Genomic DNA, 17,409 nt, shown 5'->3' with positions numbered 1-17,409 from the left:
GTCGTTGGCACGCCCCACCCGCGCGCTCACCGGAGCGCTTCGTGCGGCATCGTGTAGAGCTGAACGTTGTCCGCTATCGACACCTCCTCGAAGTGACTCTCCGTGACGAACAGGTCCGAGACCGAGTCGACTTGCTCGATGGGATAGATATGCTTCGCGCTGCCGTAGCCGTGGTACACCTCGACCGGCACGGCGAACGCAATCTCTCCCTCGTCGACTTCGACTGTCGCACCGAACGTCAGCTCGTCGTCCTCATCGACAACTGTACAGATAGTTGATGGTACCGTATCCCCTGCATCGTATATCTCTTTGACCATCCGTTGACAACCCACACTATTTTTCATTACCTTGAACCGTGTTTCTCCCCGCCCACTCTTCGGGAACACACTGCTCAAGTTTCAGCCATATGTCCAACGAGCACCGTGATAACTATTACTCAACCGCCAGAACTATATGAGTAGTTGATACGTTCGGCGGCGCGTTGACTCGCGTGCGTCGAGTCACTGCGTCGGAACCGAACCGCGGGCCGCCGACCGCTGGCCGACGCCCGTGGTGTGTCTCTTCGCCCGCCTCGGGGGCGATGAACTCGACAGCCGACGCTCCCGGCCCGGGCGAGAACCCGAGCGTTCACCGACGCGTCGCCGGGTGAACTCCCCGTCAACTGTCTAGTCGTCTCCCTGGTACGTCGTCGTGCGCGCGGCCTGATAGTCGACCATCAGCTTGCGGACAGTTCGTGTCGCACGCGACCCGCGAATGCGACATCGGGCTCAGCGGAGGGCGTCGTGCGGAATCGTGTAGAGTCGGACCTCGTCCGCGACGGTCATCTCGGCGGGTTCACCGTCCGTGACGAATAGGTCCGAGACGCGTTCGATCTGTTCTGTCGGATAGACGTGCTTCGCGCTGCCGTAGCCGTGGTACACTTCGACCGGCACGGCGAACGTCAGCACATCCTCGGCAGCGGGAACCGAGCAGATATCCGTCGGTACGTTCTCTCCTGCTTCGTATCGCTTGTTAACCATTCTGATTACCCACCCTTTGTGGCGGCTCTGAGCAGTATCTCACCCACCCCTTGAGATATCCTATCGAGTTTCGACTACAACTCCAACGACCACGATGATAATCGTTCCCCCCAAGCGGACGAGAGCGGCGGCCGAACGGGTCTCACACGGTCGGGTGGTCGTGACCGCGAGTCTCATCGCGTTCGAGAGCGTCCGACACGCGTGTTCTCGGCCGAGGTCGAACGCGCCAAACCGTGGTCGGCTGTCCCAGTGTGATGAAGATACGTCTGTTACATCTCTGTCGGTCACTCGCGTTCCGTCCACCGCGGTCGCCTCGCAACCGCCACCCGCGGTCGCCTCGCAACGCCCCTCGCTTACGCGGGAGCCAAGTCGACACCGCCGATATCATAACATATATTATGGATATTCGCACGTCGGCGGCGACCGCGCCGTGTCGCTTGCGACGACGGGGGTTGATTTCAACGGCGTGAGGTCCGCCCGAGACCAGGCATCGACCTTTCAGAAATTTTCACATTCAAAAGTATTATGCCGTTTCTATCTGTTGGGTGAGATATGAGTCGCTACCGCAGGCTCTCCCGACAAGGGTTGAGTCTTGCACTCACTCTCATCGTGGTACTCTCGGTTATCGCAGGGCCAGTCTCTGCGAGCGCCGGGACCGCCACAGGTGAGGCACAACTGGGTGGACCGCCCGCTAACCAACTCGACACGGTCGACGACGACCAACTGACCCGGGCGTCGGAGAACATTAGCGTCTGGGACGGCGCGTTCCTGTCGCTCCGGCCTGACGACACCGACTCGCGGCTCGACTCGGCCGCGGCGTATCAGGTCCAGTCGACCAACACGTACGTGCGGGTAGACGGGAGGGAGCGGTCCCTCGAAAAGAATCCGATGTACGTGTACAACGTCGGACAGGAGGTCCCGTTCACGTTCTCCGGTTCGAGCGCCGGTGCGCCCCGAGCCATCGAGGGCCAGGACGTCCAACTCGTCGCGGCAAAGCTCGATAAGGGCGCGACGATTCCCCGGAGCGTCCCCGGCATCGCCCAGACGCTCACGAGCGACGACGACGTGAGTTCCTCGGTCGTCGGCTCGGCGCAGGGCACGTCGGACGACAACTCGTTCGCGTTCACGCCCGACGAGTCAGGCATGTGGATGTTCGCGGTCGTCACCGTCGACGACGGCACCGGCTTTTCGGACGCCAACGGCGACGGGAACCTCGAAACCGACGGCAACGTCACGTTCGTCGGCGTCGACGCCCTGCCCGTTCAGCAGGGGTCGTCGTCGGTGAGCGCGCCGTCGCTCGCGGGCAACGGCCAGAACGTGACGGTTACGGTGGACGCCTCGTCGCTCGACGCGACCGAGGTCAGCCACACCGTCGCAATCTTCAACGAGTCCGACCTCTCGAACTACGACCAGACCATCAACGCGACCGACCGGTCGAGCATCTCGCTCGAAACCGAAATCGCGCGGGTCAACGGGACCAGTCGGATGCCGTCGAACGCGAACATCATGGGCGTCACGCCCGGTTCGCGCTCGTTCGTCGGCAGCGAGACGGCCGTTTCGATTTTCGACCAGCTCAACGACAGCACGTCCCGGTTCGACGACGTGACCGTCGTCTCCCCGGGCGCGACCGTCTACGGTTCGGCCGTCACCGAGGTCGCGGGGAACCAGACGACCGTCGAGGTCCCCATCGCCGACGACGCCACGCCCGGTGACTACGTCGTGATGCACGTCGCGACGAACCAGTCGGGCACCGAGTCGGTGACGAACCGCGCGCCGCTGCAAGTCGCCCAGAGCGTCCAACTGAACCTGACGGCGAACACGACCACGCCCGTCGCGGGTGAGGACGTGGAGTTCGCCGTCACGCGCGAAGACACCGGCGCGGCCGTCGAGAACGCCGAGGTCACCGTCGGCGGAACGACCGTCCAGACGAACGCCAACGGCGTCGCGGTCGTCACCGTCCCGACGGCGGGCGAGTACAACGCCACCGTCTCGAAGAACGCGACGAACGGCGAGGCGTTCGCCGGCGACGCGCTCGCGCTCGACGTGTTCGAGCCGGCGACCTTCGAGTACAGCAACCTCACCATCGAACCGAAACAGGTCGTTCCCGGAACCGACGTAGTCGCGAACGCGACCGTCGAGAACGTCGGTGAAGTCAACGGGAGCTACGAGGCGGCGCTCACCGTCGATGGCGAGCCGCAGCCGTCCTCCGACACCGGCGAGCTCCAGCCCAACGAGTCGACCGAGGTGAGCTTCACCACCTCGTTCGAGGACCCCGGCACCTACAACGTCTCCATCGACGAGCTCTCGACCGACGACGCCGAACTCGTCTCGCGGACCGTCCGCGTCATCGCGCCGGCGAACTCGACCGTGACCGACGTCACCGTCGAGCCGACGAGCGTCAACACGACCGAGCGCTACACCACTTCGGCGACCGTCGAGAACACCGGCGGTCGCTCCGACCTGGTCCGGCTCACGTACACGACGACCGACGACTCGGGCACGGAGGTCTCCAACACCACCCGAACCGTCGTCGTGGGCGCTGATTCCACGGTCACGAGAAACGTGACCACGCTCGCGCCGACCGCGCTCGGTGCCGACGACGTCGGAAACTTCACCGTCGCCGTCAACGGCGTCGAAGCGGATTCGACGCTGACGGTCACGCGGCGCGACCGGCTTCCGCCGACCGTCCGGCTTCCGGAACCCGCACAGGGCGCGGTTCCCTTCGGCACGCCCATCACGCTCAACGTGAGCGACGAGTCGGACATCAGGCGCGCGACGTACAGCTTCGGTAACGGCTCGCAGCCGCTCTCGCTCGACGCCAACGGGAGTGCGACCGTCCCGACCGGCGACCTCGACGAGGGAGAGACGACGCTGACGGTCAACGCGACCGACACGGCCGGGAACACGATTACCCGGACGTTCAGCTTCGACTTCGTCTCCTCGCCGCGCGTCACGAGCGTCGAACCGACCGACGTCGTCGGGCCGTCGAGCACTATCTCGGCGTCCTTCGCGGACGACCGCAACGGCGACGCGGAGTCAGGCATCAACGCCAGCGCGACGACGCTCGTGGTCAACGGCACGGCCGTCGACCTCTCGGGCGCGACGACGAACGACAACTCGACGCTCGAAATCAACGTCTCCGAACTCGGCGTCTCGCTCGACGAGGGGCCGACGACCGCGAGACTGACCGTCGTCGACGAGGCCGGCCACGCCACCTCGCGGCTGTTCGAGTTCGAGTACGACGAGACCGCGCCGACCGCGAGTCTCACGCTCGACCCCGACTACGACGAGGACCGCGAGGACGTGAGCGCGAACAACCCCGTCGACATAACGCTCGACAGCGCCGACGACAACCTCGAATCCGCGGCGTTCGTCGTCCGTGACTCGGACGACGAGGCGGTGTACACGCGCGACGTGACCTCCCTCGCCAGTTCGACCGGCGAGTTCGAAATCGAGTGGGACGGCACGAGCGACGACAGCAGTCTCGTCGACAGCTGTTCCTACAACCTCACGCTCGTGAGCACGGACGCCGGCGGTAACACCGGCGTCGCCAACGCCACGGTCTGCGTGGACAACGATGAGCCGACCTACGACGTGTCGGCCGTCGACGGAACGACGGACCCCGTCTACACGAACGGCAGCGTCGATGTCGCGTACAGCACCTCGGAGAGCGTCACCGTCGAATACGCGTTCGAGTCCGACTCGGGCGTGACGGCGACGTTCGAACGGACGCCCGACAACGGGACGGGCAACCACACGCTCGACGTGGCGTCGGCGCTCCCCGACGGGAACTACACGATGACGGCGACCGCCACCGACCTCGGTAACAACCAGGTCACCGTGGAACGGGCCGACCCCGTCGTGGTCGACACGACCGACCCCGGACTCACCGCGACGCTCAACACGACCGAGTCCGGCACCCTCTCGGTCAGCGTCGCCAGCACGGAACCGCTCGCCGGCACCCCCGACGCGGAACTCACCGACCCGAACAGTAACGTCGAGTCGCTGAACCTCACGGAACAGGACTCGACGACGTGGACCGCCGAACTCGACACGACCGAGTCCGGCGAGTACGCACTCGACGTGACGGGGACCGACCGCGCCGGAAACACGGCGAGCGACTCCAGTACCGCGACCGTCACGAGCAACAACTTCTCGGAGCAGTCGTCGGTGCTGCTCGTGAGCGCGAGCGGCGACACGTTCATCCGCATTAACGCCAGCGACGACGCCGACCTGCCCGCTGGGCAGACCGTCATCACGCTGACCGACACGAACGTCCCGCCGAACGCGCTCTCGCAGGGCACGGCGGCGACGAAGTACCTCGAAGCCAACGCCGGACTCACCGAGGACCAAATCGAGAGCGTCACCTACGGCTTCAACGAAGACCTCGACACCTCCGGAAACGGCTTCAACATCGTCTACATCGAGCGCGGCGGCACGCAGGTGCTGCCGACGACGCTCCAGACCGACCCGTTCGGCCTGTCCGGTAACTACTACACCGCGACCCGAACCGGTCTGTCGACCTACGGCGCGGTCGAAAACGACACGGAAGCGCCGACCATCAGCTACGACGACCCGACGGAAGGCGCCGAGTTCTCCGAGGTCAACGACACGGTCTCGGTGAACGCGACGCTCTCCGACAACGTGGAGGTCAACACCTCCTCGGTGTCGGTGACGCTCGACAGCGACGGACCGGTCAGTAACGTGGACGTGACCGACAACGCGACGGTCACGAACGAGTCGGTCAACTACACCGCGTCCGGTCTCTCGCCGGCGGACTACACCGTCACCATCGAGGCGTCCGACACGAACCTGACCGCCAACACGGCGACCGAACAGGTCAACTTCACCGTGCAGGACGACCGCGAACCGCCGACGATCACCGCGCTCGGCCCGACCAACGGCACGACCTTCCCGTTCGGCACCGACACGGTGGAACTCAACGCGACCTACGAGGAAGCGAGTGACGCGGTGAACGACACCGGCGTCGACGCGGAGAACGTCACCGTCCTGTACGACGGACAGGACATCTCGGCCTCGGCCGCGCCCGACGCGACCGGGTTCAACACGACCGTCTCCGTGGACGGAAACGAGACGCACAACCTCACCGTTCGCGTGCTCGACAACGCCGGTAACAGCGTCGAGGACACGACGAACTTCAGCATCGCCGCTGACGACGCCGAGCCGACGGTCGAGATTTCGAGCCCCGTCGAGGACGAGGAACTCTCGAACACGACGAGTTCGGTCAACGTGACCGCGAGCGTCGACGACGCCGAAAGCGGCGTCAACCTCAGCTCCGTGACCGTCACCTTCGACGGGACCGACGTCACGAGCGAGGCGGCCCTCGACGACCTCTCGAACATCCGGCTCAACGAGACCGGTCTCGAACCGGGCACCAGCCACACGGTGTCCGTCTCGGCGGCCGACGAGAGCGGGAACGAGAACGTCTCGACGGTGAACTTCACCGTCGCGCCCGACCTGACGGCACCGAACGTCACGCGGGTCAGTTCCCAGAACGCCACCTTCGAGAGCGACGCTAACGTCTCGGTCGAAGTGAACTACTCCGACCCCGAGAGCGGCATCGACGCCTCCGCGGTGACGCTGCTGCTCGACGGTGAGGACGTGACCGACGACGCGACGGTGTTCTCGAACCCCGGCGCGACGCTCGACCTCAACTCGTCCGAAATCGACTCGGGCGAACACCTACTCAGCGTGCGCGTCACGAACAACAACGGTGACACGACCACGAACGACACCACGTTCTCGGTCAATCAGGGTCCGGACATCGCCGTGACCGCCGCGGACCTCAACGCGACCAGCGTGCAGACCGGCGACCAAGTCGAGGTGACCGCGCAGGTCGAGAACTTCGGTGACGAGACCGGGTCGCTCGACATCGGCGTCGCCGGCACCAGTCAGGCGGGCACCACCGACTTCGGCGTCACGAAGTCCGTGACCCTCGACACTGGTGAGAACCAGTCCGTGAGCCTCGTCATCGAGCCGACGAGCGCGGGCACCTACTCCATCGCGGTCGACGAAACGACCACGGAGAACGCGCTCGACGTGAGTTCGCCGACCGCCGACATCCAACTGCTCAGCGACTCGTCGGCCAGCCCGTCGACGCTCCTCGAAGACGAGGAGACGACCGTCACGGTCAAACTCGGTAACCTCGGCGGCGCGAGCGGCAACATCTCCGGCGACGTGACCCGGAACGGGACGACGGTCGGGAACGTCTCGACCTCGCTCGCGTCCGGCGCACAGCGGACGTTCACCTTCACCGACACGCCGCCGGGAACCGGCGACTACGTCTACGCGTTCGGCGGCGAGACCATCGAGACGGTCAGCGTCTCGGCGCGTCTCCCGGCGTTCAGCATCGACGCGGGCGCGAGTTCCATCTCGCAGTCGACCGTGGACACCGAAGAGACGTTCACGGTCTCGGTGCGCGTGAACAACACCGGAACCGCGGAGGGGACGTACACCAAAGCGCTCACGGCTGACGGCACGACGCTGGCCACGGAGAGCGTCACCGTCGGCCCCGGTTCCTCCGGCACGCTGACGTACACCGTCTCTATCGACGACGCCGGCACGTACGACCTCCAGGTCGACAACGTCACGGTCGGCAGCATCACCGTCGAGGAACCGAACGTCGGTGGCGGCGGCGGCGGTGCCGGCGGGAGCAGCCTCCCCCACGACGACACGACCGACAGCGACCGGCTGTTCTCGGCACGCGGCTTCGACGCCCAGTTCGACGGCGGACAGGGCGTCTCCGCGGTGAGCATCACGTTCAGCGAGCAGACGACCGGCGAGGTCGTCGTCAGCGAACGGTCGGGAGTCCCCGGCAGCGTGGGACAGCCCGATGGCACGGCCGTCAGCTACGTGCGGATTGACGTGCCCGACAGCGCGCGCGACCGCGCGTCGACCCTCCGGTTCACCGTCAAACAGAGCCGGCTCGACGAACTCGGCATCGAATCGTCCGACCTCGTGGTCCGGCGGTTCAACGAGGACGCCGGTTCGTGGGAAGACCTCGAAACCAGCGTCGTCGACAGCGGTAACGGCGCGGTCGTCCTCGAGGCCGACACGCCCGGCTTCTCGTACTTCGCCGTGACGTCGAGGCAGGCCGTCACGACGACGACGCCGGACGACGACGACGGCACGACGACGACGACGACGCCGGACGACGGCACCGACACGACGACTGGCACTGCCGGCTTCGACGATGAAACGTCGACGGCAGCGAGCGACACGACCGACTCCCCCGTTCCCGGATTCGGCGCGGCGCTCGCCGTGGTCGCGCTCCTCGCGGCCGCGCTCCTCGCCGTCCGTCGGAACGACTAACGACCGCACCGCGCGGTTCGTCCCTTTTTTCATCTCTCATTTCTTCGACCGGTCCAGCGACGCCCGCGGCCGGCGCGACTGCCTACAAGCTTTTACCACCGGTGAGCAAAACGAACGATGATGCTACGACCCCGCGTCTCGATTCCCGTTCTCGTGGTTGCCGCGATGCTCCTCGCGGCCGTCGCGCCCCCCGCCGTGGGGACGACCCACGACTACGACATCGACATCGACGGCTCGATCGACACCGTCGACAGAACCGTCTCGACCTCGCAAGGCGAGTTCACCGTCACCCAAGTCGGCCGCGCCGACGCCGGCGACACCGTCTCGGTCTCCGTGGACGCGCCGAGCGACAGCGACTACACAATCACGATTCTCGACTCCGAACAGCGATTCCGGCGGACCGCCGACGCCACCGGCGACGCGAGCCGCGAGTTCGGAACCGGTGGACTCGAGCCCGGAACCTACGCCGTCGTCGCCGGCAACCAGTCGACAGAAGAGGTCTACGCCGGCGAACCGCTCGTGATTCGCGCCTACGCGGTCTCGACGCAGGCCGCCGAGAGCGTCGAGCAGTCGGACGACCTCGACGTGACCGTCGAACTCGACGAGGTCGAGTCGGGTGAGTCCATCGAGGCCGTCGAGGTCGTCCTCGCGGACGACTCCGAGAACCTCCGCGTCGACGCCTCGGCGGTCAACGACACGCACTACTCGGCGTCCGTCTCCACCGACGACGTGGACGCCGGCGACTACTCGCTGTACGCGGTCGTCCGCGGCGACGACCAGGCCCTCGGCGAGAACGAACTCATCGGCGTGAGCGACGCCTCGACGGTCGAGGTGGTCGAACAGAGCGACACGTCGACGCCCGACGAGGGCTCCGGCGGTGCTGGCGGTGGCGGCGGTGGCGCCGCGGACGACGCCACTGAGACGACCACCACGGAGTCCGACGACACGTCGACATCGACGACCGACACCGCGGCGACGACCGACGACGACGACGAGCCGTCGACCACCGAGTCGACCGAGACGACCGACGCCACCGAGCCGACGGCGACCACGACGACCGATAACGTCGTGACGCCCAACGAGTCCACGACGACGGCCCAGACGACGACGTCTTCGGAAGTCCCGAACACGGCGCTCCACGTCCTGTTCGGCGCGCTCGTCGTCTTCGCGGTCGGTCGCCGCCTCGTCGGCTAACGCGCCCCCCGCGCCCCCGCGTCACTCCCTGTTTTTCTGTGCCTCTCAGCGCTCCGCTCGCGCGCGCCGATTGTCGAGTCGGTTGACCAGCCAGATACCGAACGCGACGGCGGCGAGGGCGTACTGGAAGTTGTATCGCGGGTCGCCGAGCGATTCGAGGACGCGGACCCACGGCGGCACCGAGTCCGCGGCGTAGTCGGTCGCCGGGAACAGGGGCCACAGGAGGAACTGCATCGAACCCCAGTCGCCGGCGAGGAGCGCCCGGGAGGTGTCGCCGAGGTAGTGCGAGAGCGTCGCGACGACGAGGGCGGTCGCGTGCTCGCCGTAGCCCAGCCGATAGCCGACGCCGACGAGGACGACGAGCACGGGCAGCATCACGAGAAGCGAGTGGCCGAGCGAGCGGCCGCTGACGAGGACGCCGTAGTACGCGAGCGGTTTGTCGATGAGGTCGGGCAACTGCGACCCGACGAGCGCGGCGGCCAGCGTCCACCCGGTCGGCAGCGGGCGACGCCGGCCGACCCGGAAGAGCGCGACCGAGAGATATCCGAGCGCGAGGTGGCCGATTGGGAACACTACCGAGGTGGACGGCACCGAGGCTATTCAACCGTGTGGACGGCGCGGGGCCGCACGACCCGCGAATCTGGACGTTCGTCGAATCGCGCTGGACTCTCGGCGCTCGCGACTCCACGCACCAAGTATATGTCACGTCGGGGACCACGTGGCAGTATGTCTGATTCGGTCTCCGAACACCGCCCTCCCGCCGCGGCGGACTCGGCGGCGACGCTCCGTTGCGAGCGGGTCGTCCGCGAGTACACCCGCGGCTCCGACTCGTTTTTCTCCCGCGGGTCCGACGCCCCGACGGTCCGCGCGCTCGACGGCGTCTCGCTTTCGGTCTCGACGGGCGAGTTCGTCGCCATCGCCGGGCCGAGCGGGAGCGGTAAGTCCACGCTGTTGCACCTCCTCGCCGCGCTCGACACGCCCACCCGCGGCGACATCCGGGTCGCGGGCACCGACGTTCGGTCGCTGTCGAACCGCGGGCGGACGAAACTCCGCCGCGACACCATCGGCATCGTCTTCCAGCATTTCCACCTGCTGCCCTCGCTTTCGGCCCGCGGCAACGTCGCGCTCCCGCTCATCGAACGCGGCGCGTCGAAGCGCGACCGCCGCGCCCGCGCCGAAGACCTCCTCGAACAGGTGGGACTCGGCGACCGCGCCGGCCACAAGCCGGGGGAACTCTCCGGCGGCGAGCAACAGCGCGTCGCCATCGCCCGCGCGCTCGTCTCCGACCCCGCGGTCCTCATCGCCGACGAGCCGACCGGCGAGTTGGACACCGAGACGGGCCAACGCGTCCTCGACTACATCGAACAGACCGCCACGGAGCGGGCGGTCGTCGTCGCCACGCACGACGAACACGTCATCGAGCGGGCCGACCGCGTCGTCCGCCTCCGCGACGGCCGCGTGGTGAGCGATGGCTAGGCGACACCGGCTGTTCGGCGTCGTCGGCCTCGCGGGCCGGCGCGTCCTCGGTCGCCTGCGGACCACGTCCTCGAAGCAGGTGCTTCTGAGCGTCATCGGCGTCGCCCTCGCCGTGACGCTCATGACGACCGTCAGCGGCATCGCCCTCGGTCTCGGCGCGGAAAACGCCATCCAGAGCGAGGGCGTCGACTACTGGGTCGTCCCCGAGGCCAGCACGGCCTCGTCGGTCGCCGTCTCGGTCGGCAGCCCGCAACTCGGCGACACCCACGCGATTACCGACCGGCTCTCACGCGACGAGCGGGTGGACTACGCCACGCCGGTCCAGACGCAGTTGGTGACGCTCGCGCCCGAAGACGGCTCGACCGACGAGTACGTCCTCGCGGCGGGCATCATCCCGCCCGAGGAACCGACCTCGGTCGTCGGCGTCTCGACGGAGGCGCTCACGCCGGGCGACCCCCACTACGCGAACGGGAGCTACGACGGTCCCCGAACCGGCGAACTCGTCCTCAACGACGCCGCCGCGGAGCTGCTCGGCGTCTCGGCCGGCGACGAGGTGACCGCGAGCGTCGGCGGCTCGCGGGCCGAGTTCACCGTCGCCGACGTCCGCGAGGGGTCGCTGTCGTCGGGCGTCGGCCCCGTCCCGGTCGCGCTCGTCCACCTCTCGGAACTGCAAACCATGACCGGCTCGACCGAGGGCGACCTCGCGGACCAACTGCTCGTCAGCACCGACTCGGCGGGCGTGCGGTCCGACATCGAGGCGCTCTACCCGCGGACCTCGGTCGTCACCCAGACCGGCCTCGCCGTCCGCGGCGCGTCGACCTCCAGCCTCCCGCTGGCGATGGCCGCCGTCTCGCTCGTCGTCGCCGTCCTCGTCGGCGTGCTGTTCGTCGCCACGATGATGGGCCTCGAAGTAAACGCGGACCGCCGCAACCTCGCCGTGCTCTCGGCGATGGGCTACCGGACGAGTTCGCAGATGTTGCTCGTCGTCGCCGAGACGGTGGTCGTCGCCACCGTCGGCGGCGTCGTCGGCGTCGTGGCCGGCATCGGCGGCATCCACCTGACGAACGCGATTACGCGGGAGCTCCTCGGCGTGCAGGTCGCGCTGTTCGACCCGGTGCTCGTCGGATACAGCGTCGCGGTCGCGGCGCTCATCGGCCTCGTCTCCTCGATTTATCCGGCGTGGCTCACCTGGCGGACCCCCACTCTGGAGGCGATGTCGCATGACTGAGGGCGCCGACCCGAACCGCGGTTCGGACGCAGCCACGACCCCGGTGTCGTCGCGGTTCCCGCGACTCTCTCGGGTCCGCGCGTCTGCGGGCATCGCGGTCTCACAGCTCTCTCACGCCCGCGGGCGGACGGTCCTGACCGTCCTCGGCATCACGCTCGCGGTCCTCGCGGCGACGCTCTTGGCGGGGACGGGTATCGGCGTGATACAGACGGGCCAACAGCAGTTCGACGCGGCGGGTCGCGACGTGTGGATTACCGGCGGCCCGGTCCGGTTCTCACCGACCGGCGTCGGCGGCTTCGAAAACAGCATCGTCGACGCCCACGGGTTAGACGCCGAACTGGAGGCCCGCGAGGACGTGAAAGTCGTCACGCCGATGTCGTTCCAGACGGTGTACGTCAGGTCCAACGAATCGGACTACGAGACGCTCGTCGGCGTCGGCGCACCCGCCCGCGGCGGCTCGGTCCAGATTACGAACGGCTCGGGCTTCAGCCGACCGGACGTCCACTACGCCGGCGGCAACTACACCGGGCCGATGACCCACGAGGTCGTCATCGACCAGCGGACCGCCGAGATGATGAACGTCTCCGTCGGTGATTCGCTGTACGTCGGCGGCACCACGGGCATCGCCCGCGAAAACGAGTTCACCGTCGTCGGCGTCTCGCCGACGTTCTCGCGGTTCCTCGGCACGCCGAGCGTCGTGGTCCACCTGAGCGAGCTTCAGGAGGTGACGGGCTCGACCGGCGCGGACACGGCCACGCTCATGACGCTCACCGTCGCCGACGGGGCCGACCCCGAGGCGGTCGCGGCCGACATCCAAGCGGACTATCCGGACTACGACGTGCGGACGAACCAGGAACAGCTCACGGAGATTCTGCGCGACCAGGCGGTCGTGATGGCCGCCGGCGGGAGCCTCGTCTTCCTCGCGCTCCTCGCGGGGCTGGCGCTCAGCGTGAACGTCCTGCTGTCGCACGTCTACCACCAAAAGCGGGAGCTCGCGGCGCTGAAGGCGCTGGGTACGTCGTCGTCGACGCTGTCGCTGACGCTCGTCGCGCAGGCGCTCGTCCTCGGCACGTTCGGCGGTCTGCTCGGGGTGGCGCTGTCGTTCCCGGCGGCGGTCGGCCTGAACCGACTGGCACAGCTCCTCGTCGGCTTCGGTGACGTGGTCGTCCTCCCGCGGGCGGTGCTCGCCGGCGGCTTCGCCATCGCGTTCGTGATGAGCCTCGTGTCGTCGCTCGCGGTCAGCCGGCAGATAGCCGGCATCCGGCCGCTCGACCACCTGTAATCGCGGGGCCATCCGGGCGTCGCCCGACCCCCGCAAGCGATAGTTTAGTTATCCCGCCCCGTCCACGACCGTACATGGCAACGGCACGACGCGAGCGATTCATCCGCGCCCAGCTCGCCTGGATGCTCGGCGCGACCCTCGTCTTGGCCCTCCTCGATTCGCTCTCCTACGAGTTGGTGTTCGTCGTGTCGCTCATCGGCTTTCTCGTCGTCGTCGAACTCACCGCGCCGGTCGCGGTGACGCCCGCGTGGCGACGACGGCTCCTGTGGCTCATCGGCGGCGGCCTCGTCGCCTTCGGCTACATCGTGGTCAGACGCATCCTCGACATCCTCCCGCCGGGGGTGTTCTGAGTGCGCCTCGGCTCCCGCGAGGTCGGCTATCCGCACCTGTTGGTCGCGGCGCTCCTCGTCGCGATGCTCGTCGGCGTCGGCGTCGGCGCGGGCACCTCGTCGTCCACCTACGGCGCGTTCAACGCCGCGTGGGACGGCGGCTCCGGCGTCCGCGGGGTCGCGGCCGACGCGGGCGCAGAGACCGAGGTCGTCTACAACACCACCGAGTACGACGCGGTCGACCCGGCGGGCTCCGTCGCGTTCGTCATCTCGCCCGAGCGGGGATACACCGACGCCGAGGCCGCCCGCATCGAGGCGTTCGTCCGCGCCGGCGGGACCGTCGTCGTCGCCGACGACTTCAGGCCGCACGGCAACGACCTGCTCGCCCGACTGGGCGCGTCGGCGCGCATCGACCGGACGCCGCTCCGCGACGACCGCCACCAGTACAAATCGGGCGCGCTCCCGGTCGCCACGCGTGTCGCCGCGGACCCGCTGACCCGAAACGTGACGCAACTCAGCTTGAACCACCCGGCGACGGTGACGGCGAACGAAAGCACCGTCCTCGTCCGCTCGTCGAACTTCTCGTATCTCGACCGCGACGACGACGGCGAACTCGACGACGACGAGACGCTCCAATCGCACCCCGTCGTGACCAGAGAGCGCCTCGGCGCGGGCGACGTGGTCGTCGTGAGCGACCCGAGCGTGTTCATCAACGCGATGCTCGACCGGCCGGACAACCGGGCGTTCGCGACGGCGCTCGTCTCTGACCGGGCGACCGTCGTGTTGGACTTCTCGCACGCCGAGGAGCGCCCGCCGCTGCAAGTCGCGCTTCGGGCGCTCCGCGACTCGGGCGCGCTGCAACTGCTGTTCGGCGTCGTCGCCGCCGGTGCGGTCGCGTTGGTCGCCCGGCAGGGACGGCTCTCGTAGGCCGTCTCGACGCTCGGCCGGCGCTGTCGCCTCGCTGTCCGTCTCGCGGGGTCGCGGAGACCGCAGTTATATGTGGCCGCCGTCCCGACTGTTGCCATATGAGTGCTCCCGAAGAGGTCTACGAGGCCATCCTGGACGAGACGTCGCAACTCCTCGTCGGGAACGAAGACGCGATTGAGGCGCTCACCATCGCGTTGCTGACGAACGGGCACGTCCTCCTCGAAGGGGTTCCGGGCGTGGCTAAGACGACGATTGCCAACCTGTTCGCCCACGCCGCGAACCTCGACTACCAGCGGATTCAGATGACGCCCGACGTGTTGCCTGCCGACATCACGGGCACCCACATCTACCGCGAGAACCTCGGCGAGTTCGAACTCCAGCGGGGGCCGGTGTTCTCGAACGTCGTCCTCGCGGACGAGATAAACCGCGCGACGCCGAAGACGCAGTCCGCGCTCCTCGAAGCGATGGAGGAGGGACAGGTGACAATCGAGGGCGAGACGCTCAAGCTCCCCTATCCGTTCATGGTCGTCGCCACGCAGAACCCCATCGAGTACGAGGGGACGTTCAATCTCCCGGAGGCCCAGCGCGACCGCTTCCAGTTCAAGGTCGTCGTCGACCTCCCCGAACGGGCCGACGAGCGGGAGATTCTCGAACGGTTCGACCGCTCGCCGTCGCTCAAGCCCTCGGACATCTCGAACGTCATCGACGACGCCGACATCGGGAAGGCCCGGCAGGTCGTCACGGGCGTCCACGTCGACGACAAGGTGTTCGACTACATCCTCGACCTCGTCGGCGCGACGCGGACGCACGCCGCGGTCGATTTCGGCGCGTCGCCCCGCGCCTCGCTGGCCTTCCTGCGGGCCGGGAAGGCCGCCGCGGCGATTCGCGGCCGCGACTACGTGATTCCGGACGACGTGAAGCGACTCGCGCCCATCATCATGTCGCACCGCCTCGTTCTCGGGACCGAGGCGGACATCAGCGGGCGCGACCCCCGAGACGTCGTCGAAGAGGTCGTCGACACCGTTCCGACGCCCGAAGTCGGTCTCGACGAGTCGACGACGACCTCGGTCGCGGGCGACGACGACTGAGCGCGAGCCGGCGACCTATCGGCGCTCGTCGGGGTCTGCGTTCTCGGTCTCTCTTCTCGTTTCGGTCGTGCCGTCCGCCGCGTCCGCCGACGGCTCGGTCTCAGTCTCTTCGTCGCCTCCGACCTCCCACCGGCAGGTGACGGCGAAATCCATCTCCTCGCCGGCGGCGACCTCTGTGACGACCGGCGCGTCGAGGCCGCGGGCGACGACCACGGCGACGAACGACGCGACCGGCGTGTCGAACGTCTCGGCGGCGGCGAACCGACAGTCCTCGACGCGGACCGTCAGGCGACCGTCCGCGGCGTCCGTCTCGGCGGTCGCGGCCCCGGCGAGTTCGAACAGTTCCACGAGGGCGTCGGTCGCCTGTCGCGCCAGCGTCTCGGGGTCGTCGCCGAGGGGACCGTCGAGACTTCGCTCGAACTCGTCGAACAGGCCGCCGCCGCTGGGGTCGAACGCGACGCCGCGGGCCAGTTCGTCGTCGGTGACGACGAAGGTGTCCCGGAGCGCCTCGGCGTCGGGAAGCGCGTAGGCGCGGTGCTCCGGGACGAACAGGCGGACGCTGTCGCGGTCGGCGTCGGGGACGTAGACGGTCGCGTCCTGCAATCCGAGCTCGTCGACGACGGCGGCGTGGTTGCCCGCGTGCGCGCCGAACACCGACGCGCCGACGCCGACGGGGATGAACCGCTCGGGGCTGAGATACCGGGTCACCGCGGCGGCGAACAGCCCGATCGCCCCGAGGACGACGAGCGTCTCGCGAACGGGCGGAAACAGCGCCCCGCCGAGCAGTCCGGCGACGCCGAGCGCGGCCAGCGCGACCGCGGTCCGCCGGTACTGCCCCTCTCGGAGCGCTTCGTAGCGCTGTCTGAGCCGGACGTTCTCGCGCCGGAGCCCGGCGAGTTCGGCGCGGTCGGCGTCGGGGTCGCCGGTGTCGGTTCGGCCGGCGTCGCCGTCGCGTTCGGTCGCAGCCGACACGACCGCGTGGGTCTCGCCGTTCGCCAGCCCCTCGTCGAGACGGTCGGGGTCGTCCGCGCTCATCGCTCCGCCTCCGGCGCGTCAACGAGACCGAGGGCGACGCGCTCGTATCGGTGGAGCCCGTAGGCGACCGCCGCGGCGAGGACGGCGGCGACCGCCGCGGCCTGCCACGCCCACCGAAGCGTCGACCACAGCGCCCACGCGACCCCGAGGGCGACGACGTAGCCCGCCGCCAGCCGGGCGAGTCGAGCGCGGTCCGGCGGCCACGCGAACGCGGCGCTCGCGAGGAGCGGGAACGCGGCGAGCTGCGCGCCCCCGACCGCGACGAGGCCGGCGTCTCCGAACAGCGAGACGGCGGTCAGTTGGGCGACGACGAACGCGAGCGGTCCCCCGGTCGCCGCCGCCGCGACGAGGACGAGGACGCCGGCGGCGACGCCCCACGGCCCGCTGGTCAGCCCCACCGCGAGCGTGAAACAGAGGACGCCCGCCGCGTCCATCGGGGTGAGCTCGTTCGCGTCCAACACGGTTCGAATCGTCAGTTCGCTCTGGTTCACAGGTGTCT

At 68.2% G+C, this 17,409-nt stretch carries 13 protein-coding genes; 8 read left to right on the top strand and 5 right to left on the bottom strand.

Going from position 1 to position 17,409, the window contains the following annotated elements:
• Positions 1-26: 26 nt before the first annotated feature.
• Complete coding sequence (locus DEQ67_RS12285) at positions 27-317, bottom strand: hypothetical protein (protein ID WP_006601256.1); 291 nt, start codon at positions 315-317, stop codon at positions 27-29.
• A 450-nt stretch (positions 318-767) separates the two neighbouring features.
• Positions 768-1,019, bottom strand: a complete 252-nt coding sequence (locus tag DEQ67_RS12280; protein WP_049896263.1) for a hypothetical protein — start codon at positions 1,017-1,019, stop codon at positions 768-770.
• A 609-nt stretch (positions 1,020-1,628) separates the two neighbouring features.
• On the opposite strand from DEQ67_RS12280, the gene DEQ67_RS12275 reads away from it, so the two are divergent.
• Positions 1,629-8,351: a PGF-pre-PGF domain-containing protein gene (locus DEQ67_RS12275; protein ID WP_115891454.1), complete on the top strand. Its 6,723-nt coding sequence runs from the start codon at positions 1,629-1,631 to the stop codon at positions 8,349-8,351.
• A 117-nt stretch (positions 8,352-8,468) separates the two neighbouring features.
• Positions 8,469-9,545, top strand: coding sequence for a cell surface protein (locus DEQ67_RS12270; protein WP_115891455.1), 1,077 nt, complete (start codon positions 8,469-8,471; stop codon positions 9,543-9,545).
• Positions 9,546-9,590: 45 nt separating this feature from the next.
• Here DEQ67_RS12270 and DEQ67_RS12265 read toward each other — a convergent pair whose 3' ends face one another.
• On the bottom strand, positions 9,591-10,118 hold the full coding sequence (locus DEQ67_RS12265) for a metal-dependent hydrolase (RefSeq protein WP_004042046.1): 528 nt from the start codon (positions 10,116-10,118) through the stop codon (positions 9,591-9,593).
• Positions 10,119-10,271: 153 nt separating this feature from the next.
• Here DEQ67_RS12265 and DEQ67_RS12260 point away from each other — a divergent pair, with 153 nt between their 5' ends.
• The 6 genes from DEQ67_RS12260 to DEQ67_RS12235 all read left to right on the top strand — a co-directional run bounded on the left by DEQ67_RS12260 (position 10,272) and on the right by DEQ67_RS12235 (position 15,875).
• Complete coding sequence (locus DEQ67_RS12260) at positions 10,272-11,021, top strand: ABC transporter ATP-binding protein (RefSeq protein ID WP_004042048.1); 750 nt, start codon at positions 10,272-10,274, stop codon at positions 11,019-11,021.
• Positions 11,014-12,249 carry an FtsX-like permease family protein gene (locus DEQ67_RS12255; protein WP_004062727.1) on the top strand — a complete coding sequence of 412 codons (1,236 nt, stop codon included), beginning with the start codon at positions 11,014-11,016 and terminating at the stop codon, positions 12,247-12,249. Before DEQ67_RS12260 ends, DEQ67_RS12255 begins: the two co-directional genes overlap by 8 nt.
• Positions 12,242-13,531 (top strand): ABC transporter permease, encoded by a 1,290-nt coding sequence (locus DEQ67_RS12250; protein WP_115860982.1) that lies wholly within the window; start codon positions 12,242-12,244, stop codon positions 13,529-13,531. The genes DEQ67_RS12255 and DEQ67_RS12250 overlap by 8 nt, the downstream gene beginning before the upstream one ends.
• 74 nt (positions 13,532-13,605) lie before the next feature.
• Entirely contained in the window at positions 13,606-13,881 is a 276-nt protein-coding gene (locus tag DEQ67_RS12245) for a hypothetical protein (RefSeq protein WP_008609409.1), read from the top strand.
• Positions 13,882-14,787 (top strand): DUF4350 domain-containing protein, encoded by a 906-nt coding sequence (locus DEQ67_RS12240; RefSeq protein WP_006601261.1) that lies wholly within the window; start codon positions 13,882-13,884, stop codon positions 14,785-14,787. It begins immediately after the preceding gene.
• Between the two features lie 98 nt (positions 14,788-14,885).
• A complete protein-coding gene (locus DEQ67_RS12235; RefSeq protein ID WP_004062724.1) occupies positions 14,886-15,875 on the top strand; it encodes an AAA family ATPase in 990 nt (329 codons plus the stop codon).
• A 15-nt stretch (positions 15,876-15,890) separates the two neighbouring features.
• Here DEQ67_RS12235 and DEQ67_RS12230 read toward each other — a convergent pair whose 3' ends face one another.
• A complete protein-coding gene (locus DEQ67_RS12230; protein WP_115803054.1) occupies positions 15,891-16,910 on the bottom strand; it encodes a hypothetical protein in 1,020 nt (339 codons plus the stop codon).
• Positions 16,907-17,401: a hypothetical protein gene (locus DEQ67_RS12225; RefSeq protein WP_004062721.1), complete on the bottom strand. Its 495-nt coding sequence runs from the start codon at positions 17,399-17,401 to the stop codon at positions 16,907-16,909. Before DEQ67_RS12225 ends, DEQ67_RS12230 begins: the two co-directional genes overlap by 4 nt.
• Between the last annotated feature and the right edge of the window lie 8 nt (positions 17,402-17,409).

This window comes from Haloferax sp. Atlit-48N, from assembly GCF_003383015.2.
GTDB classification, from domain to species: domain Archaea; phylum Halobacteriota; class Halobacteria; order Halobacteriales; family Haloferacaceae; genus Haloferax; species Haloferax volcanii.
Note: the sequence above shows the minus strand (reverse complement) of the source record. Positions and strands in the feature narration are given on the sequence as shown.

Bases quoted from the DNA above. Each gene is read 5' to 3' on its own strand.
- DEQ67_RS12285 (WP_006601256.1), bottom strand. From the start codon at position 317: ATGGTCAAAGAGATATACGATGCAGGGGATACGGTACCATCAACTATC.
- DEQ67_RS12280 (WP_049896263.1), bottom strand. From the start codon at position 1,019: ATGGTTAACAAGCGATACGAAGCAGGAGAGAACGTACCGACGGATATC.
- DEQ67_RS12270 (WP_115891455.1), top strand. From the start codon at position 8,469: ATGATGCTACGACCCCGCGTCTCGATTCCCGTTCTCGTGGTTGCCGCG.
- DEQ67_RS12260 (WP_004042048.1), top strand. From the start codon at position 10,272: ATGTCTGATTCGGTCTCCGAACACCGCCCTCCCGCCGCGGCGGACTCG.
- DEQ67_RS12255 (WP_004062727.1), top strand. From the start codon at position 11,014: ATGGCTAGGCGACACCGGCTGTTCGGCGTCGTCGGCCTCGCGGGCCGG.
- DEQ67_RS12250 (WP_115860982.1), top strand. From the start codon at position 12,242: ATGACTGAGGGCGCCGACCCGAACCGCGGTTCGGACGCAGCCACGACC.
- DEQ67_RS12245 (WP_008609409.1), top strand. From the start codon at position 13,606: ATGGCAACGGCACGACGCGAGCGATTCATCCGCGCCCAGCTCGCCTGG.
- DEQ67_RS12235 (WP_004062724.1), top strand. From the start codon at position 14,886: ATGAGTGCTCCCGAAGAGGTCTACGAGGCCATCCTGGACGAGACGTCG.
- DEQ67_RS12230 (WP_115803054.1), bottom strand. From the start codon at position 16,910: ATGAGCGCGGACGACCCCGACCGTCTCGACGAGGGGCTGGCGAACGGC.